We start from the raw sequence: 18,015 nt of genomic DNA, 5'->3' as shown, positions 1-18,015 counted from the left end.
TCAGGCGACCTGCAATCCATTGTTTTTTGCTCCGTGTTCCCCGTGAACTCCGTGGTTAAATGCTTTTTCCAGGGTTATTCAACTGCGCCAGGAACGCACGCCAGCCACCCAGCGCCGTGATTTCTGTCGCGCCCTGTAACGCACACGGTTCACAGATAAATCCCTTGACTACGCTACCTTCACGCAACTCTACGCTGCCAATGCCGAGGGGCGCTGGAACTTCTGCGACAAAGGATCCAAACCCGGCTAGCGGCACATCCCAAACCTCCACCTCGATTGCGCTGCCGTTTTGCGCATCGCGCACCAGCCCGGGCTTGGGCGGTGCGGTATTGGGCAAGGCATACAGGCGATAGCAATCCGCAGTCCGGGTACGTTCGACAAACTGGGCATGGCGGGTAGTGAGCTGATGATTCAGCGGCATGCCGGTCAAATGCGCGCCGACCACGGCAAGGCGAATATACCCCGGTGCGGGAGCAGGCACCGCCGGAGCGGCACGCTCGGCTGGCAAATCGAGCCCAGTCGCGCCCAGCTTCCACGGGGCGTGACGCTGCCAGCGCCGGGCGAAATCGAGCAGGGCGTGATCGCGCCAGGCCGGGGCAATCAGCGTCACGCCAAACGGCAGACCGTCGCTACGCCAGCCGGCGGGTAACGCCAACGCAGCACAATCTCCCAGATTGACGAAATTGGTATAAATCCCCAACTGGCTGTTGGCTGCGATCGGCTCCGCAGCAACCGCCGCCAGCGTCGGCAGCGTGGGGGCGCTGGGCACCAGTAAGGCATCAAAATCTGCCAGCAAACTATCCAGTGCGCGCTTGAGCTCGGCGCGCCGGTACTCTGCCTTGAAGGCGTCGATTGCGCTGTAGCGGCCTGCCCGTTCGATGATGTCGCGCACTACCGGGTGCATGTCCGCCGCGTGGTCTGCCATGAATTCAGCAATGGCTGCATAGCGCTCGGCCACCCATGGGCCATCGTAGAGCAACGCCGCCAGCGCCTGCATCGGGCCGAAATCAACCGGCTCCAGCACGACACCGAGCGCGCGCATTTGTGCCAGGGCAACGCTATATGCCGCAGCTTGAACCACATCCCCGCAAAAATCCGGCTGTTGCGGTATGGCGAAACGTGGCGTCTGCCCGATGCGCACGGCGGCCTGGTCTGGCGGACACGGGCGCGAGTACGGATCCGCTGCATCGAAGCCGGCGATCACATCAAGCACGCTGCCTGCATCCTCCGCGCTCAACGCAAACACGGATACGCAATCCAGCGTGCGGCACGCCGGTACGACGCCAACGCTGCTGACTAGACCGCGCGTGGGTTTGAGCCCGACCAGGTTGTTGAACGCGGCAGGCACGCGTCCCGACCCGGCGGTATCCGTTCCCAACGCGAACGGCACAATGCCGCGCGCCACCACCGAGGCCGAACCCGAACTGGAGCCGCCGCCGATATACGCCGGGTTGAAGGGGTTGGTCACCACGCCATAGGGCGAACGCACGCCCACCAGCCCGGTGGCGAACTGATCCAGATTGGTCTTGCCGACGATGACGGCCCCCGCTGCGCGCAAGCGCGCCACGACAGCAGCATCCTGTTCAGCCACATGGGAAAAAGCCGGACACGCTGCCGTGGTCGCCAGTCCGGCCACATCCATGTTGTCCTTGACCGCAAACGGGATGCCATACAACGGCAGGCGGCTGCGCTCGCCATTCACCCGTTCCAGGGCATCGGCCAGGGCATCCAGCTGCTGCTTGAGCGCGGCGCTATCCACAATCATGATCCAGGCCGGATCGTCGCGCTGCAAACCTGCCAGCAGCGCCTGCAGCAAGGTGCCGGGATCCGCTTGTGTGTCCATGTAGGCAGCACGCCACTGGCCGATGGTCCACCCCATGGTCGGCATCCCGGGTGCGGTTATTTTCATGTTTTGTCCAGGCATTATTGATTTTTGATGCTGTGTTGATTTTAAATTGACAGGTAGCCACGCACGTTGTCTGCATCCATGCTGCGTCCCTCGCCACGCTTGATGATCTCACCGCGCACCATCACCAGGTACTGGTCCGCCAGATCGCGGGCAAAATCGTAGTACTGCTCGACCAGCAGAATAGCCATCTCTCCCTCCCCGGCCAGGCGCCGGATGGCACGCTCGATATCCTTGATGATGGAAGGCTGGATACCCTCGGTGGGCTCATCCAGAATCAGCAGTTTGGGGCGCATGGCAAGGGCGCGGCCAATCGAGAGCTGTTGCTGCTGTCCGCCGGACAAATCGCCGCCGCGCCGGTGCAGCATGTCTTTCAAGACCGGGAATAATTCAAAAACAAGCGGCGGTAATTTCTCCCTGGCCGGCAGACCGGCCAGTCCCATTTGCAGATTTTCGGCTACCGTCAGGCGCGGAAATATTTCGCGCCCCTGTGGCACATAACCGATACCCAGTTGCGCACGCGCGTGCGGCGGCAGGCGGGTAATGTCGCGCCCGGCAAACTGGATCTGGCCGGAACGCGCGGGCAGCAAACCCATCAGGCATTTCAGCAGCGTGGTTTTGCCGACGCCGTTGCGCCCCAGCAGGCAGGTGACGCGCCCTGAATCCAGCGTAAACCCGACATCGCGCAGAATATGCGAGCCGCCGTAGTATTGATTGAGCTGTTCGACTTTAAACATCAGCGTCCCAGATAGACCTCGATCACGCGTTCGTTGTTTTGCACCTGATCCAGGCTTCCCTCAGCCAGCACGCTGCCCTCATGCAGCACGGTCACCTTTTTGGCGATCTGTGCGACAAACGCCATGTCATGCTCCACCACCATCAGCGAGTGTTTACCTGCCAGGGACAGGAACAGTTCAGCGGTACGATCGGTTTCTTCATCGGTCATGCCCGCCACCGGTTCGTCCAGCAGCAGCAATTTGGGACGCTGCATCAGCAACATGCCGATTTCCAGCCATTGCTTCTGCCCGTGCGAGAGCAGCCCGGCAGGGCGGTCGGCGCTGTCCTGCAGGCGAATCAGCTGGAGCGTGTCGGCGATGCGATCGCGTGCTTCGCTATCGAGCCTGGCGAATAGCGTCGCCCACACGCCACGATCCGCCTGCATCGCCAGCTCCAGATTTTCGAACACGCTGTGATGCTCGAATACGGTGGGTTTCTGGAACTTGCGGCCAATGCCGCTCTGGACGATTTCCGCCTCGTTCATTCTGGTCAGATCCATGGTCTGACCAAAAAATGCCGTGCCGCTGTCCGCGCGGGTCTTGCCGGTGATCACGTCCATCAGGGTGGTCTTGCCGGCGCCATTGGGGCCGATGATGCAGCGTAACTCGCCGTTATCGATGGTCAGGCTGAGCTGGTTGAGGGCGCGGAAACCATCAAAGCTGACAGTGATATCCTCCAGATACAACACCGTACCGTGACTGGTATCCAGCTCGCCCGGCCGCACAAAGTGGGCGAGCCCGGTGGGCGTGCCGCTCTCCTGCGTCTCGTTGTTTTCAATGGCCGGGATATTCATTTCCAGCCGCCCGATAATTTGCGCCGCAATGCGCTCAGCAGCCCCATCAGCCCGTGCGGCAGATAGAGCGTAACAACAATGAAAATCGCGCCCAGAAAAAACAGCCAGTAATTTGGAAAACTTACCGTGAAATAGCTTTTTGCGGCATTCACCAGCACCGCGCCGAGGATCGGGCCGATCAGCGTGGCGCGCCCGCCCACCGCGGTCCAGATGGCAATTTCGATCGAGTTGGCCGGCGCCATTTCGCTTGGATTGATAATGCCTACCTGGGGGACATACAGCGCCCCGGCGATGCCGCACAGAATGGCCGACAGCGTCCAGATGAAGAGCTTGTAGCTGACCGGGTTATAGCCGCAAAACATGACCCGCGATTCGGCATCGCGAATGGCCGCAAGCACCCGCCCATATTTGGAGGTGACGATATAACGCCCGAGCAGCAACGCAGCCAGCAACACCAGCCCGGTCAGCACATAAATGACGACCCGGGTTTCCGGCGCGGTAATGGAGTAGCCCAGTACGCGCTTGAAATCGGTAAAGCCGTTATTGCCGCCAAAACCGGTTTCATTGCGGAAGAACAGCAGCATCGCCGCAAAAGTCAGTGCCTGGGTGATGATGGACAGATAGACGCCCTTGATACGCGAACGGAACGCGAAGAAACCGAACATCAATGCCAGCAATCCCGGCACCAGGATCACCAGCAGCAGGCTATAGGCGAAATGCTCGGTTCCCTGCCAGAACCAGGGCAGCGTCTTCCAGTCGAGAAACACCATGAAGTCCGGTACGTTGGCATGGTAAACGCCGTCCTGCCCGATGCCGCGCATCAGATACATGCCAAACGCATAACCGCCCAGCGCGAAAAACACCCCTTGGCCGAGCGAAAGTATGCCTGCGTAGCCCCACACCAGATCCATCGCCAGCGCCACGATGGCATAGCACATGATCTTGCCGATCAGCGTGATGGCATAACTGGATACATACAGCGGGCTGTGTTTGTCCACGCCCAGATGCAGTATTGGCAAAACGATCAATAAACCGACGGCCAGCACGCCCATCGCCAGCCAGACCGGTTTTGAAAAGTAACGAAAGGTAGTTGTCATGGCCTTAATCCACCGACCTGCCCTTGAGAGCGAACAGGCCCTGCGGACGTTTTTGTATGAACAGGATGATGAACACCAGCACGACGATTTTCGCGATCACCGCGCCCGACCAGGATTCCAGCAGCTTGTTGACGATGCCCAGTCCCAGCGCAGCGTAAACCGTACCGGCGATCTGTCCGACACCGCCGAGCACGACCACCATGAACGAATCCACAATATAGCCCTGCCCCATGTCCGGCCCCACGTTGCTGATTTGCGATAGCGCCACGCCGCCCAGTCCGGCAATGCCTGCACCCAGTCCAAACGCCAGCATATCCACCCTCCCGGTGGGCACGCCCAGCGCCCCGGCCATGGCACGGTTTTGCGTCACGGCGCGCATGAACAGACCCAGCCGGGTACGCGACAGCAGAAAACTCATGAATACCAATACCGCAATGGAAAAGCCCAGAATGATGATGCGGTTCCACGGCAACACTACATCCTGGATGATTTCGATCCCGCCGGATAACCAGCCCGGATTGGCCACATCAACGTTTTGTGCACCGAAGCTGACGCGCGCCAGCTGAATCAGGATCAGGCTGATACCCCAGGTCGCCAGCAAGGTTTCAAGCGGCCGCCCATATAGCCGGCGGATCACCAGCCGCTCCATCACCATCCCCACCCCAGCCGCAGCCAGAAATGCGACGGGCAGTGCAGCCAGTACATACCAGTCGAAATGCTGGGGGAAGTGCGTTTTGAACCAGCCCTGCACGAAATAGGTGGCATAGGCCCCCACCATCAGCAGCTCGCCGTGCGCCATATTGATGACGCCCATCACGCCATAGGTGATCGCCAGCCCGAGTGCCGCCAGCAATAGCACGCTGCCCAGGCTTAGACCGGAAAACAGGCTGGCAGCAGCGCGTGCCAGGCTGACGCGCAGATCGATACTTTTCAATGCCTGCTGCGCCGCAGCACGTACCACCGGGCTGGGCTCTTTGTATTGGCCATTGCTCTGGGTGAGCATGTCAGCCAGTTTGGTACGCACTTCCGGATTATTGGTCGCACCGAGTATCTTGACTGCGGCCAGACGCTCCGCTTCATTCGTACTGGCTATCTGGATGCTGGCCTGTGCCAGCAGCAAATCCTGACGAACTTCAGGATTGGTTTCCTTCGCCAAGGCTTGTTGTATCAGCGGCAACTGCTCGGAACGCGGATCCTGCTTCACATCGCGGGCTGCCTCGAGCCGCGTCGCAAGGTTGGAAGAAAGAAGTTTGAAAGCAGACAGGGCACCCTGAACCGCTCCTCTTAGCCGGTTATTCACAATGATGGATTCGGCGCTATCCGGTACTGGACCCAAAGGTTGCAGCGTGGCGGCGTCAATCGCCTGATCACCACGCACGATCAGCAGACGTCCCTGATTTTGATACAGCGCGTCATTATTCATGGCATTGAGCACGGCTTGCGCTTCGGGGCTGGGGTGACTGGCCAGATATTTCACCACCGCCACTTTGGCATCATTGTCATCGGCCGCCAGCTTGCTCAACTGACTTGCATCAAGTGCAGCGCGTGCCGGCAAGCTCAACAGGGCGAGCACAAGGCAACACAGGTAGATTGCACTACGTGTCATACGCGGGCTTTCCGAATGGGTGCCGCGAGAACCGGGTTCCCGCGGGGAGAGTCTCCGGGGGCATTACCCCGGTATGGATTTACAGCTTTTGCTTACCCTCGTTGCCCGCGATGTACGGACTCCATGGCTGCGCGCGGATGGTTTTCGGCGTTTTCCACACCACGTTGAATTGCCCGTCGGCGCGGATTTCTCCGATCATGACCGGCTTATGCAGATGGTGATTGGTCTTGTCCATTTCCAGGGTAAACCCGGACGGCGCCTTGAAAGTCTGCCCCGCCATGGCGATGCGGACTTTGTCGACCGCGTCCGAATGCGCTTTTTCGACCGCCTGTTTCCACATATGGATGCCCACATACGTGGCTTCCATCGGGTCGTCGGTAACCGGAAAATCCTTCAGGCCTTTCTTCTTGACGTAATCCTTCCACATCTTGACGAAGGCGATATTGACTGGCGATTTGACCGACTCAAAGTAATTCCAGGCGGCCAGGTGTCCCACCAGCGGTTTGGCATCCATGCCCGCCAGCTCCTGTTCTGCTACCGAGAAAGCCATGACCGGCACATCCGTGGCCTTCAGTCCCTGGTTGCCGAGTTCCTTGTAGAACGGCACGTTGGAATCGCCATTGATGGTGGAGATCACCGTCGTCTTGCCGCCGCCGGCAAATTTCTTGATGTTGGCCACAATGGTCTGGTAATCGCTGTGACCGAACGGAGTGTACACCTCCGCAATATCGGCTTCCTTCACGCCTTTGGATTTGAGGAACGCGCGCAGGATTTTATTGGTGGTACGCGGATAGACATAATCCGTGCCGAGCAGGAAGAAACGCTTGGCGCCGCCGCCATCCTTGCTCATCAGGTATTCCACCGCCGGGATGGCCTGCTGGTTAGGTGCGGCACCGGTGTAGAACACATTCTGGGACAATTCTTCGCCTTCGTACTGCACCGGATAAAACAGCAATCCGTTGAGCTCCTCGAATACCGGCAGCACCGATTTGCGCGACACGGAAGTCCAGCAGCCGAACACCACGGCGACCTTATCCTTGGTCAGCAGCTGACGCGCCTTTTCCGCGAACAACGGCCAGTTGGAGGCCGGGTCAACCACCACCGGCTCAATCATGCGCCCCATCACGCCGCCGCTGGCATTGATCTGCTCGAAGGTCATCAGCGCCACATCCTTGAGCGCGCTCTCCGAGATTGCCATGGTGCCGGAAAGCGAATGCAGCACCCCTACCTTGATGGGGGATTTGTCTGCGGCAAATGCGAAACGATTACCTGCTAGCATGGCACCGGCAGTGATCGCACCCATGGTGCCCAAAAACTTGCGACGTTGATTGTCCATCCTGTTATCTCCTTGAGTTGGCAACTTGATTTTTACTGCACCCCATACGCAGCGAGGTTGGGGTTTTATGCCCTCGCTTTTATGGTCCCTGAGCTGTTCTGCTCAACCAAAAAGCAAGTAAGGTGCCAGCTCCAATTAAATCCAAATATTCAATTCAATGCATTGAATATAAAGTTATATTTTAAAAACCCTCATTCCGCTGGCATACGCCCCAGCCAAGCTAAGCGCCCATGAATGAGGCATCCAGGGACGATGCCGCACCAATATAGTGCTACGTTGTATACAACAAAAAAGACATGCTTGAATTACCCCGGACATCTTCAAGCATGAAATCTTCCAGTCACGCTTTACGTGCCTGAGACATATTTACCGCAGTCTTTAATCCGTTTAACATTGTCTTACTTCCCGCCTTACCGTTCTGGAAATATCCATGGAAACCGTCAAACTCTCGACCAAAGGGCAGATCGTCATCCCGAGAGACATCCGGGAAAGCCACCATTTGGCGGCGGGAACGGAATTCGTGATTGCCGTCATAGGGAATGAAATCCGGCTAAAACCCATACCCGTTTTTCCGACCACTCACGTGGAAGAAGGCATGGGGATCCTCGCCAGAAAAGAGCGAAGGCCGCTGAGCGATGAGGAAACCGGGTTCGCCATCGGCGAAATGCTCAAAGAGGCGGACAAAGCGACCAAACCATGATCGCGCTGGACACCAACATTCTGGCCCGCTTTCTTCTTAACAACGATGCCGGGCAAGCCAGGGCCGCCGCCCATCTCCTGGCCCAAAAACAAACCTTCACCGCACCACTCTCTGTCATGCTCGAATTGGTGTGGGTGCTCAAGGTGAACGGTTGCGCAAGAGAAGAAATCGCCAAGGGACTGCGACTGTTATTCGGGCTTTCCAACTTCAAGCCCAGGCAATTCGAGGCGCTTTGCTATGCGCTTCAATGGTTCGAGCAAGGCATGGATTTCGGCGATGCGCTCCACCTTGCCCAGAGCACCGACGAAGAGAGGTTCTGCACCTTCGACAAGCCCTTGGGCAAGCTGGCGAAAAGCCTGGGAGCTATGCCAAAAGTAGACGTGTTGAGAGCGTAAAATCCTTGGAGCCGGGTTTCACCCGGCAGATTATGGCTGACTTGTCTTAATGGGTTAAGGAAACTCTGCAAAACTCCCCCACCCAGAGCGCATTGTTCAAGGCAAGTATGGCAATATTGAGCCTATGAAACAAACCACACTGGATATCAACCTGAGCCTCAAGAAGACCCGCAAGCGCGAGTTTCTGGAGCAGATGGAACAAGTCGTGCCCTGGGCAGCGCTGGTCGGGCTGATTGCCCCGTACTATCCCAAAGGCACCAATGGCCGCCCACCGTTTTCTCTGGAAACCATGTTGCGCATCCACTTCATGCAGCAATGGTTCACCTTGTCCGACCCGGGCATGGAAGAAGCCTTCTTCGACATCCCTCTATACCGCGAATTTGCCCGGCTTGAAGACTACGCCCGCCTGCCCGACGAGAGCACCATCCTGCGTTTCCGCCATCGGCTGGAAAAGCACCAGCTCGCAGACCGCATTCTATCCACCATCAACGAACTGCTGATCCAGCGTGGCCTGCTGCTCAAAGCGGGCACTGTGGTAGACGCCACCCTGATTGCAGCGCCCACCTCCACCAAGAACGCCGACAAGGCACGCGACCCCGAAATGCACTCCACCCAGAAGGGCCGGCAGTGGTACTTCGGCATGAAAGCCCACATTGGCGCCGATGCCGAGTCCGGGCTGGTGCACACCGTGCGCGGCACTGCCGCGCATGTGAACGACGTGACCGAAGGCAACGACCTGTTGCAGGGCCTGGAGACGGATGTCTTTGCCGACGCAGGCTACCAGGGCGCAGACAAACGCCCGAATGCCCAAGCCCGCGTCACCTGGCACGTGGCCATGCGCCCGGGCAAGCGCCGTGCGCTGGACAAGGACAAACCCACAGACGCGCTGATTGACCAGGTCGAGAAACTCAAGGCCGGCATTCGAGCCAAGGTAGAGCACCCGTTCCGGGTGATCAAGCGCCAGTTTGGCTACGTGAAGGTGCGCTACCGCGGCCTCAAGAAGAACACAGCGCAGCTTGTCACGCTGTTTGCGCTGTCCAACTTGTGGATGGTACGAAGCAAGTTGATCGAGACTCAGGGATGAGTGCGCCTGAAAACCGGGCAAAAACCCTAAACGGGGCGAAAAACGTCCAAAACAGCGTCGGAAACAGTATTGTTTGTGCGTTTCACGGCACCCATTCTACGATTTGAAACAGGATGGCCTGCCGCTGTACTTCGGGCGGGGTTGTTCAGAGCATCCCTAAGCAAAAAACCGACCCAAACCGCTCACTGTTCCAACCACGTTATGAGCCGAGTTGGCTCTATGAAGGCGGTTTTCAATTCCAGAAACATTACTTCGGCGTAAGACCCGGCGAACTCGTCGAGTTCAAAAAGAACCGGGAGCTTACCGAGGAATTTCAATGCGCGCAGTTTCTCGATGGGTTGCCGGAAGTTAAATTCTGGGTGCGCAACCTCTCTCAAAAATCCACTTCATTCCGACTGCAAACTTCCAGCGACTGGTTCTATCCCGATTTTGTTTGCCAATTGACGGATGGCCGCATGTTGGTGGTTGAGTACAAAGGCAAGGATCGTTACAGCAAGGTGGATTCGGAAGAGAAGCGCGCGATTGGCACGGTGTGGGCATCGCGGAGCGGGGGACGTTGCCTGTTCGAGATGCCGACGGATGTTGATTTCTCCGGTATCACTAAGGTGGTGAGGCAAACAGTGCATGCCTGAAAGCAGATTTCACTGCCTATTTTGTTTGAGCCTTGGAGTCTGCAACGGGTCGATCTGAGCCATTCAATCACAAACTCGATTTAGCCCTGCGTTAACAGCGGCTACGATATCTATCATGCAGTTTCCGGCGCGATCGCCTCGGCATAGTCATACAGCGCCGCCAGAATCGTTTCGCCGCGCTCGTCCGCGGCTTCGGCCAGCGTATCAATTTCGTTGAACAACTGCTCCAGCGTGCGTGCGCCGCCTGCGCCCTCAAACAGGCGCGCGGCGCGGTGCTCGTGCCAGCGCTGCGCTTCGCTATCGCTTAGCGTAGCGGGGAAATTGCGGGCGCGGTAACGGAACAGCAGTTCTTCCAGACGCGGGTCGTCGAAGCCGGGCTGGGCTTGCGCCAGCTGTTCGGGCGGCAGAATGCGCAGCCGGTTCAGCACGCGGCGGTCGTTGTTGCCGACGAAGCCGCCATACAAATCCGCGTCCACATCCGATGCGCCTGCTGCCGGACGCTGGAATACTTCGCGCCAGATGGCCAGCATATCCGGCGCATCGGCAAAGCGGCTGGCGTGTTGCAGGCCGGCCGCGATATCCATGCCCCAGCGCTCGGCCATGGCAGGCGTCAGGGTATTGAGGTTGTTGATGACGACGGGCGATTTGTTGAGATGGATGGTCTTGACCGGCAGGCGGCTCACACCTTCCGGCAGTGCAGAGGCCGCAGTGAACAGGCGGGTACGGACGCCGGCGGCGTCGAGCTCAAACAGTTCGGCGGGATCGAACGCCAGATCCCAGACGATGACCTCATTTTTGTTGGTGGGATGCAGCGCCAGCGGCCACGCCAGCATCAGGCAGCCGCGCTCGGCCGGCACCCTGCCGGACACATGCAGGAATGGGCGCGGCGCGTGCAGGCTGATCTGCTCGGCCACCGCGTCTTTTTTGTGCAGGGTGAAGCAGAAGTCAAACAGGCGCGGCTGGCGCTGGCGGAGCAGCTGCGCCAGCGCGATGGTGGCACGCACGTCGGACAGCGCATCGTGCGCGGCGGCGTGGGCAAGGCCATTGGCGGCACAGAGGTGTTCGAGCTTGAAACTCGGGCGGCCATCCTCTTTGGTCGGCCACACGATGCCTTCCGGACGCAGGGCGTAGGCTGTGCGCACCACGTCGAGCAGGTCCCAGCGCCCGCAGTTGTTTTGCCACTCGCGCGCGTAGGGATCGATGAGGTTGCGCCACAGCAAAAAACGCGTGAATTCGTCGTCGAAACGGATGGTGTTGTAACCTGCGCCGATGGTGCCGGGCTGGCTGAATGCCTGCTCGATCTCGCTGGCGAACTGGTATTCTGGCAGGCCGCGTTCCAGGCACAGCTGCGGCGTGATGCCGGTAATCAGGCAGGATTGCGGATCGGGCAGGTAATCCGGCGCGGGCTGGCAGTACGACATCAGCGCCGTGCCGATTTCGTTTAACGCCGCATCGGTACGGATGGCGGCAAACTGGGCGGGACGATCGCTGCGCGGGTCGATGCCAAAGGTTTCATAGTCGTGCCAGAGGAAGGTATGCATGCGCTCAAACCACCTCACCCCACAAGTCGTGCTCGCCGCTGTCGGTGATGCGCACCTTGGCAAATTCACCCGGCACCAGCCCGGCCGGATTTTCGATCACCACCACGCCGTCGATCTCCGGCGCATCGGCGTAGGAGCGTGCCACTGCACCCTCCTCCGCAATTTCATCCACCAGCACGGTCATGCTCTGCCCCACGCGCGCCGCGAGGCGATCGGCGCTGATGTCGGCCTGCAATTCCATCAGACGGGCGCGGCGTTCTTCCTTGAGCTGTTCGGGGACGTGATCCGCCAGCGCGTTGGCGCTAGCGCCTTCCACCGCGGAATAGGTGAAGCAACCGACGCGGTCGAGCTGGGCTGCTTCAATGAAATCCAGCAGCATCCGGAAATCGGCCTCGGTCTCGCCCGGGAAACCGGCGATGAAGGTGCTGCGGATCACCAGTTCCGGGCAGATTTCGCGCCAGGCCATGATGCGCGCCAGGGTGTTTTCGGCGGCAGCAGGGCGTTTCATGGCCTTGAGCACTTTCGGGCTGGCATGCTGAAACGGAATATCCAGGTAGGGCAGGATTTTGCCCGCCGCCATCATCGGGATGACCTCATCCACGTGCGGGTAAGGATAAACGTAGTGCAGGCGCACCCACACCCCCAATTGTGACAATGCTGCGGCCAGTTCGGTCATGCGCGTCCTGAGTGGGCGGCCATTCCAGAATCCGGTACGGTACTTCACGTCCACGCCGTAGGCGCTGGTATCCTGGGAAATGACCAGCAGTTCTTTCACGCCGGCATTGACCAGATTTTCCGCTTCCTGCATCACGTCGCCGATGGGGCGGCTGACCAGATCGCCGCGCATGGAGGGGATGATGCAGAAGGTGCAGCGGTGGTTGCAGCCTTCGGAAATCTTCAGGTAGGCGAAGTGGTCGGGCGTCAGGCGTATGCCCTGCGCGGGAACCAGATCGAGGTAAGGGTCGTGCGGCTTGGGCAGATGCGCGTGGACGGCTTCCATCACCGCCTCGGTGGCGTGCGGGCCCGTCACCGCCAGTACCCGCGGATGCGCCTGGCGCACCACATCGCCCTTGGCGCCGAGGCAGCCGGTGACAATGACTTTGCCGTTTTCCGCCAGCGCCTCGCCGATGGCATCGAGCGATTCTTCCACGGCGGCGTCAATAAAGCCGCAGGTGTTGACCACCACCAGATCGGCATCGCTGTAATTCGGCGCAATGAGGTACCCTTCGGCACGCAACTCGGTCAGAATACGTTCGGAGTCGGACGTGGCCTTGGGGCAGCCCAGAGAAACGAAACCAACTTTGGGAATTTTAGTCATCTGTTCGCTTTATCCGTGTTCGGGAACCAGGCTCACCATGTACATCGTATTGTTTGCCTTCGCCTATATCTGGATCATGATGCTGGTCACCGCCACGTCGTTGTTCAAGGCAATTGCCGTGTTCGTCATTGGCGGCAGCCTGATCGCACTGGTCTATTACATCCTCGACACGCCGGGACGCAAACGCCGCAAACCGGCTGAAGAAGATTAAGCGCTGGTCGGTGAGTAATTTATGGGCAAGCGCTACGCGTATTTGCCCACCAGCATTTCCGTCACGGCAATGGTAGCGATGCCGGCGCCGATCAGCAGCACTTGCTCCACGGTCACCACCAGCCCAACCCGTTTGTGCAGCCCGGGAATGAGGTCCGCAACCGCAACGTAGATCATGCTCGCCGCCGCCAGTCCAAGGAATACCGGGATCAGGCTCTGCATTGATTGCAGTGCATAATACGCCAGCAAACCACCCAACAGCGTTGCGGCGCTGGAGAGCAGGTTATACGCCAGCGCCCGCGCCTTGCTGTAACCGGAATGCAGCAGAATCAGGAAATCGCCGACCTCCTGCGGAATCTCATGCGTGATGATCGCCAGCGCAGTGATGATGCCCAACTGCACATCCGCGAGAAACGCTGCGGCAATCAGAATACCATCGACGAAATTGTGGAAGGTATCCCCGACCAGGATCATCATGCCGCTGCGGCCATGATCGTGGCCGTCGTGGCGATGGTTATGGGTCTGCTCCAGACCATGAGTCTCGCAGGTTTCGTGGTGGCAGTGGCGCCACAACACCAGTTTTTCCAGCACGAAAAAACCCATGATGCCGGCCAGCACCGTGGCTGCGGTGGTGTGAGGGTTACCCGATGCCTCAAACGCATGCGGCAGTATCTCCAGAAAAACCGCACCCAGCAAAGCACCAATGGCATAACTCACCAACCTGCCCACCCAACTGGGCTTGGCCGCATAAGCAAACACCGACGCGGCCAATACGCTCAGCGCGCCGCCGAGAAAGCTGGCAGCAATAATCCAGGTGAGGATGGTCATGATGGTGAGAGGATGGTTTGCCGGGAAGGGTGGCTTGCAACACGACCAGCAGCGTTCGCGCCCGGCGCATTCACTTTTTGCGACGTGATTCTCTCACAGCCCGCAACGTCCGGCAACCACATTGCACATTGAAAAATCGCGTCGTATGTACGGTAGCGTACGGATTTTCAGCTATCCCCATGCAAGACTTCCCAGACATGAACTCGCCGGAAATTTAAAAAATGTTGCGCCGCATCCTGGGATGGCTGGGCTACATCGTGGCTGCGATAGCCGTGGTCATTGTTGTATTCATCATTTTTTTCGACTGGAATTGGCTGCGTCATCCCATCGAGCGTGCCGTGACCGAAAAAACCGGGCGCGCTCTGATTATCAACGGAAACCTCAACGTCAAACTGGGCTGGCCGCTCACCCGGATTCAGGTTGCCGATGTCACCTTTGCCAATCCGGCCTGGGCCAGGCAGCCGCTGATGTTTACGGTAAAGCGCATGGATGGCGATATCAGTTTGCCGCAGCTGCTCAGGCGCCATTACGGGGTATCTACGGTCAGACTGGAACAGCCACAAGTATTTCTCGAACAAAGCCTGGATGGTCGCAGGAATTGGCTGCTGGATCGCAATCAGAAAGATGAAAACGCCCAGGTCAAAATTGATCGTATCGTGCTGGATAACGGCCATATCAGTTACATCGATCGCGCGCACAATACGCACATTCAGGCGGCCCTTTCCACGCGTCAAACCATGTCGCATGGCGTTGCGTCAGCTGACATTGTATTTGCCGCGCAAGGCGACTACAAAGGCTTGCCATTAACGGCCAGCGGCAGTGGCGGCTCAGTTCTCGCACTGAGTGATGAAACCACGCCCTATCCGCTCAATATCAAGGCGACTCTCGGGCATACACACCTGCATGCGGTAGGCACCGTTACCAGCCTGACCCGCTTTCGCGCTGTTGACTTGAACATGACGCTGAGCGGCGCCAGCCTCGATCAGCTGTATCCCCTGATAGGCATTGCCATGCCACGCACACCTGTCTATTTGACCAAGGGACACCTGCTGCACAACGCACAGCAATGGCGCTATGAAAAATTCACGGGACGCGTTGGCAAAAGCGACGTCGCTGGCAACATGCAAGTCGATAGCGGCGGGAAACGCCCGTTTTTACAGGGCAATCTAACATTTCAGATGCTGGATCTGGCCGACCTGGGATCACCGATAGGTATGAGCAATCAAAATAAGGGCAAGGCCCCTGTTCCTAATCCGGTTAACCCAGCGCGACAGACTGCACACACCGTGCCTGTCTCCGCCTCGAATAAACGCGACGTACTGCCTGAATTGCCTTTCCGCACCGAACGCTGGAACAGTGTAGATGCCGATGTAAAAATCCGGGCGAAACGCATCCAGCGGGCACGCGCCCTGCCTATCCAAAACCTGGTGACGCGCGTGCAAATGAACAATTCGGTATTGACCCTCGACCCGCTGGATTTTGGTGTCGCGGGCGGCACGCTTGCAGGTGCCATTACGCTCAATGGCCAGCACGACCCGATTCAGGCCAAATTAAAAATTCGTGCACGAAAAATTTTGCTCAACCAGCTGTTCCCAACCATCAAGCTGAACAAAACCAGTATTGGTCAGGTTAACGGTGACTTTGATCTCAGTGGCACGGGTAACGCTGTCAGCCAAATGCTCGCCAGCGCCAATGGCAAGGTAGTGCTGGTTATAGACGGCGGCGAAATCAGCAAACTGATGCTGGAGACAATTGGTTTGCACCTGTGGGAGATATTGCAGCTAAAAATGACCGGCGACAAAGTCATCAAATTGAACTGCGCTGTGGCTGATTTCGATGTCAAGCAAGGCGTCATGCAAACCAAGACCATGGTGCTGGATACCCAGATCACCACCATCATCGGTAGCGGTGATATTAATATGGCACAAGAAACCCTGAGTCTCGATTTGCAACCCCATACCAAAGTTTTCAGCCCGCTGGCGTTGCGCAGTCCGATCTACATTCGTGGCAAATTCGCCAGGCCAGAGGTATCGCTGGATAAAACCAGGCTGGTATTGCGCAGCGCGGGTGCGCTTGCCCTGGCTGCCATCAATCCTTTCCTGGCAATCATTCCGTTAGTTGACACCGGCCCTGGAAAAAACAGCGAATGTGGGCGCCTGATCCATGAGGCGAAGCATTGAACCTTCCCTCCCGGAATTTCGTCTCGCAAGCTTAAGCGGATAGGATAAAGCGAACGAAGAAAAAAGATTTTCAAGATAGCGAAGCATCAAGGAAGATACGATATCTTCTGCACAACGCGGACTTCGAAACCAGTGCCGTTACAAGCATTGATTTGGTGGGCGGTGCAAGGTTTGAACTTGCGACCCCTGCCGTGTGAAGGCAGTGCTCTACCGCTGAGCTAACCGCCCAACAAGGCGCGCATTTAATCACAGCGGGCTTTTGCCGTCAAACAAATTGCGCGTTTCGCGCCCGGTATCGCGTAAAATCCTGGCTTTTGAACTGGCCTGCCCTGTGGAAACAATTCGACTCTCCAAACTCATGTCTGAACGTGGTCTGTGCTCCCGGCGCGAGGCGGATGTCTATATTGAGCGCGGCTGGGTGAAGGTGGACGGCATACTGGTCAACGAACTGGGCAGCAAGGTGCTGCCCAGTTGTACCATCGAGCTCGCCAGGCAAGCGCAGCGCGAGCAAGGCGGTCGGGTTACGATCTTGCTGAACAAGCCGGTGGGATTTGTATCTGCCCAGGCGGAGGACGGTTACAGGCCCGCTGCCACGCTGGTGACGGCGGCGAATCATTATGCTGACGACCGCTCGGGGATACGTTTTTCCAACGAGCACGCGCGCGGGCTGGCGCCCGCCGGGCGGCTGGATATTGATTCCACGGGCCTGCTGGTGCTGACGCAGGATGGGCGGATTGCCAAGCAGCTGATTGCTGATGATTCGAGTGTGGACAAGGAATACCTGGTGCGGGTACAGGGAAAACTCGCCGCAGAAGGGCTCAAATTGCTCAACCACGGTTTGAAACTGGACGATGTGGCGCTACGCCCGGCGCGGGTGTCGTGGCAGAACCAGGATCAGCTGAGCTTTATCCTGCGCGAGGGCAAAAAGCGCCAGATTCGCCGCATGTGCGAATTGGTCGGACTCAAGGTGGCGGGCTTGAAGCGCGTGCGCATCGGCGGGGTGAAACTGGGGGAGTTGCCGGTTGGACAGTGGCGCTATCTTGCTGCGGATGAGAAATTCTGAGTTTGACCCGGAATAACGATGGTATACGGGGTCAAGACTGGCTCAGCGGCTTGAGCGTGAGTTCGGAACCGCGCTGGGTGAATTCCAGCTGTTTGAGGAAGCTCATCCCCAGCAATACCGTGTCGTCATCCAGACCTGCGGTAATCAATGCCGCCACATCACGCACCTCGATTGCCCCCAGGCGCACGGTTCGCAGGCGGGTCTGGTAGGCGCGCGTGGCACCATTGGCGGTTTGTACGTTGACCGCCGGGCCGTGTGCCAAAGCCAGTTTTTCCGCAAGGCCGGGAGACATGGCAACGCGTGTCGCGCCGGTGTCCACCAGAAATGTGACCGGATGGCCGTTGATCTCCCCCTGTGCCAGGTAATGCCCATCCTGATTGCGTTGCAGACGCACTTCACCGTGCTGCAGTGCCAGCACTTCGGCACGATTGGGATTGGCGTTGTGCGCCAGGCGCAGTTCAAACAACCAGTAAGCCCCGGCAAACAATAGCGCCCAGGCGATCAGCAGCATAATGATGCCGCCGCGGCGATGCGGATTATTGGCCATGC

The 18,015-nt window shown here is 58.3% G+C and carries 17 protein-coding genes and 1 tRNA gene; 7 read left to right on the top strand and 11 right to left on the bottom strand.

The annotated features are described in order from the left end of the window. Nucleotides 1-55: 55 nt before the first annotated feature. The 6 genes from atzF to urtA form a co-directional block, all read right to left on the bottom strand. Entirely contained in the window at nucleotides 56-1,909 is a 1,854-nt protein-coding gene (gene atzF, locus GZH91_RS07990; protein WP_223264618.1) for an allophanate hydrolase, read from the bottom strand. 41 nt (nucleotides 1,910-1,950) lie between these two features. Continuing rightward, the gene (gene urtE / locus GZH91_RS07985; protein ID WP_147074587.1) at nucleotides 1,951-2,643 is read right to left on the bottom strand and encodes an urea ABC transporter ATP-binding subunit UrtE; all 693 of its coding nucleotides are present in this window, start codon (nucleotides 2,641-2,643) and stop codon (nucleotides 1,951-1,953) included. Then, nucleotides 2,643-3,476, bottom strand: a complete 834-nt coding sequence (gene urtD, locus GZH91_RS07980) for an urea ABC transporter ATP-binding protein UrtD (RefSeq protein ID WP_147074588.1) — start codon at nucleotides 3,474-3,476, stop codon at nucleotides 2,643-2,645. Before urtD ends, urtE begins: the two co-directional genes overlap by 1 nt. Next, nucleotides 3,473-4,573, bottom strand: coding sequence for an urea ABC transporter permease subunit UrtC (urtC, locus tag GZH91_RS07975; RefSeq protein ID WP_147074589.1), 1,101 nt, complete (start codon nucleotides 4,571-4,573; stop codon nucleotides 3,473-3,475). The genes urtD and urtC overlap by 4 nt, the downstream gene beginning before the upstream one ends. A 4-nt stretch (nucleotides 4,574-4,577) precedes the next feature. Then, nucleotides 4,578-6,179 (bottom strand): urea ABC transporter permease subunit UrtB, encoded by a 1,602-nt coding sequence (urtB, locus tag GZH91_RS07970; protein WP_147074590.1) that lies wholly within the window; start codon nucleotides 6,177-6,179, stop codon nucleotides 4,578-4,580. 79 nt (nucleotides 6,180-6,258) lie between these two features. Further along, entirely contained in the window at nucleotides 6,259-7,515 is a 1,257-nt protein-coding gene (gene urtA / locus GZH91_RS07965; RefSeq protein ID WP_174861868.1) for an urea ABC transporter substrate-binding protein, read from the bottom strand. Between the two features lie 430 nt (nucleotides 7,516-7,945). On the opposite strand from urtA, the gene GZH91_RS07960 reads away from it, so the two are divergent. The 4 genes from GZH91_RS07960 (at nucleotide 7,946) to GZH91_RS07945 (ending at nucleotide 10,326) form a co-directional block, all read left to right on the top strand. Beyond that, nucleotides 7,946-8,215: an AbrB/MazE/SpoVT family DNA-binding domain-containing protein gene (locus GZH91_RS07960; protein WP_147074591.1), complete on the top strand. Its 270-nt coding sequence runs from the start codon at nucleotides 7,946-7,948 to the stop codon at nucleotides 8,213-8,215. Continuing rightward, the gene (locus GZH91_RS07955) at nucleotides 8,212-8,610 is read left to right on the top strand and encodes a type II toxin-antitoxin system VapC family toxin (protein WP_147074592.1); all 399 of its coding nucleotides are present in this window, start codon (nucleotides 8,212-8,214) and stop codon (nucleotides 8,608-8,610) included. The genes GZH91_RS07960 and GZH91_RS07955 overlap by 4 nt, the downstream gene beginning before the upstream one ends. A 124-nt stretch (nucleotides 8,611-8,734) precedes the next feature. Beyond that, nucleotides 8,735-9,694 (top strand): IS5 family transposase, encoded by a 960-nt coding sequence (locus GZH91_RS07950; RefSeq protein ID WP_161984131.1) that lies wholly within the window; start codon nucleotides 8,735-8,737, stop codon nucleotides 9,692-9,694. A gap of 113 nt (nucleotides 9,695-9,807) precedes the next feature. Further along, nucleotides 9,808-10,326, top strand: a complete 519-nt coding sequence (locus GZH91_RS07945; protein ID WP_161984218.1) for a hypothetical protein — start codon at nucleotides 9,808-9,810, stop codon at nucleotides 10,324-10,326. A 113-nt stretch (nucleotides 10,327-10,439) separates the two neighbouring features. On the opposite strand, the gene sbcB is transcribed toward GZH91_RS07945, so the two are convergent. Then, a complete protein-coding gene (gene sbcB / locus GZH91_RS07940) occupies nucleotides 10,440-11,867 on the bottom strand; it encodes an exodeoxyribonuclease I (protein ID WP_147074890.1) in 1,428 nt (475 codons plus the stop codon). Between the two features lie 4 nt (nucleotides 11,868-11,871). Further along, on the bottom strand, nucleotides 11,872-13,185 hold the full coding sequence (gene rimO / locus GZH91_RS07935; protein WP_147074891.1) for a 30S ribosomal protein S12 methylthiotransferase RimO: 1,314 nt from the start codon (nucleotides 13,183-13,185) through the stop codon (nucleotides 11,872-11,874). Nucleotides 13,186-13,222: 37 nt separating this feature from the next. Here rimO and GZH91_RS07930 point away from each other — a divergent pair, with 37 nt between their 5' ends. Then, nucleotides 13,223-13,396, top strand: coding sequence for a hypothetical protein (locus tag GZH91_RS07930; RefSeq protein WP_161984217.1), 174 nt, complete (start codon nucleotides 13,223-13,225; stop codon nucleotides 13,394-13,396). Between the two features lie 32 nt (nucleotides 13,397-13,428). Here GZH91_RS07930 and GZH91_RS07925 read toward each other — a convergent pair whose 3' ends face one another. Then, complete coding sequence (locus GZH91_RS07925; protein ID WP_147074892.1) at nucleotides 13,429-14,223, bottom strand: ZIP family metal transporter; 795 nt, start codon at nucleotides 14,221-14,223, stop codon at nucleotides 13,429-13,431. A 221-nt stretch (nucleotides 14,224-14,444) separates the two neighbouring features. On the opposite strand from GZH91_RS07925, the gene GZH91_RS07920 reads away from it, so the two are divergent. Then, nucleotides 14,445-16,403 (top strand): AsmA family protein, encoded by a 1,959-nt coding sequence (locus tag GZH91_RS07920; RefSeq protein ID WP_147074893.1) that lies wholly within the window; start codon nucleotides 14,445-14,447, stop codon nucleotides 16,401-16,403. A 153-nt stretch (nucleotides 16,404-16,556) separates the two neighbouring features. On the opposite strand, the gene GZH91_RS07915 is transcribed toward GZH91_RS07920, so the two are convergent. Beyond that, nucleotides 16,557-16,631: transfer RNA gene (locus GZH91_RS07915), tRNA-Val, on the bottom strand. A 103-nt stretch (nucleotides 16,632-16,734) separates the two neighbouring features. Here GZH91_RS07915 and GZH91_RS07910 point away from each other — a divergent pair. Beyond that, the gene (locus GZH91_RS07910; protein WP_147074894.1) at nucleotides 16,735-17,466 is read left to right on the top strand and encodes a pseudouridine synthase; all 732 of its coding nucleotides are present in this window, start codon (nucleotides 16,735-16,737) and stop codon (nucleotides 17,464-17,466) included. A 31-nt stretch (nucleotides 17,467-17,497) separates the two neighbouring features. Here the strand turns inward: GZH91_RS07910 and GZH91_RS07905 are convergent, their stop codons facing one another. Beyond that, nucleotides 17,498-18,013 (bottom strand): retropepsin-like aspartic protease family protein, encoded by a 516-nt coding sequence (locus GZH91_RS07905; RefSeq protein ID WP_147074895.1) that lies wholly within the window; start codon nucleotides 18,011-18,013, stop codon nucleotides 17,498-17,500. Nucleotides 18,014-18,015 lie beyond the last annotated feature (2 nt).

This window comes from Sulfuriferula plumbiphila (genome assembly GCF_009938015.1).
Lineage (GTDB): Bacteria > Pseudomonadota > Gammaproteobacteria > Burkholderiales > Sulfuriferulaceae > Sulfuriferula > Sulfuriferula plumbiphila.
The sequence above is the reverse complement of the archived record's forward strand: the minus strand, read 5'-3'. Positions and strand labels throughout refer to the sequence as shown.

Coding starts and splice junctions, on each gene's coding strand:
- atzF (WP_223264618.1), bottom strand. CDS start 1,909: ATGAAAATAACCGCACCCGGGATGCCGACCATGGGGTGGACCATCGGC.
- urtE (WP_147074587.1), bottom strand. CDS start 2,643: ATGTTTAAAGTCGAACAGCTCAATCAATACTACGGCGGCTCGCATATT.
- urtD (WP_147074588.1), bottom strand. CDS start 3,476: ATGAATATCCCGGCCATTGAAAACAACGAGACGCAGGAGAGCGGCACG.
- urtC (WP_147074589.1), bottom strand. CDS start 4,573: ATGACAACTACCTTTCGTTACTTTTCAAAACCGGTCTGGCTGGCGATG.
- urtB (WP_147074590.1), bottom strand. CDS start 6,179: ATGACACGTAGTGCAATCTACCTGTGTTGCCTTGTGCTCGCCCTGTTG.
- urtA (WP_174861868.1), bottom strand. CDS start 7,515: ATGGACAATCAACGTCGCAAGTTTTTGGGCACCATGGGTGCGATCACT.
- GZH91_RS07960 (WP_147074591.1), top strand. CDS start 7,946: ATGGAAACCGTCAAACTCTCGACCAAAGGGCAGATCGTCATCCCGAGA.
- GZH91_RS07955 (WP_147074592.1), top strand. CDS start 8,212: ATGATCGCGCTGGACACCAACATTCTGGCCCGCTTTCTTCTTAACAAC.
- GZH91_RS07950 (WP_161984131.1), top strand. CDS start 8,735: ATGAAACAAACCACACTGGATATCAACCTGAGCCTCAAGAAGACCCGC.
- GZH91_RS07945 (WP_161984218.1), top strand. CDS start 9,808: ATGGCCTGCCGCTGTACTTCGGGCGGGGTTGTTCAGAGCATCCCTAAG.
- sbcB (WP_147074890.1), bottom strand. CDS start 11,867: ATGCATACCTTCCTCTGGCACGACTATGAAACCTTTGGCATCGACCCG.
- rimO (WP_147074891.1), bottom strand. CDS start 13,185: ATGACTAAAATTCCCAAAGTTGGTTTCGTTTCTCTGGGCTGCCCCAAG.
- GZH91_RS07930 (WP_161984217.1), top strand. CDS start 13,223: ATGTACATCGTATTGTTTGCCTTCGCCTATATCTGGATCATGATGCTG.
- GZH91_RS07925 (WP_147074892.1), bottom strand. CDS start 14,223: ATGACCATCCTCACCTGGATTATTGCTGCCAGCTTTCTCGGCGGCGCG.
- GZH91_RS07920 (WP_147074893.1), top strand. CDS start 14,445: ATGTTGCGCCGCATCCTGGGATGGCTGGGCTACATCGTGGCTGCGATA.
- GZH91_RS07905 (WP_147074895.1), bottom strand. CDS start 18,013: ATGGCCAATAATCCGCATCGCCGCGGCGGCATCATTATGCTGCTGATC.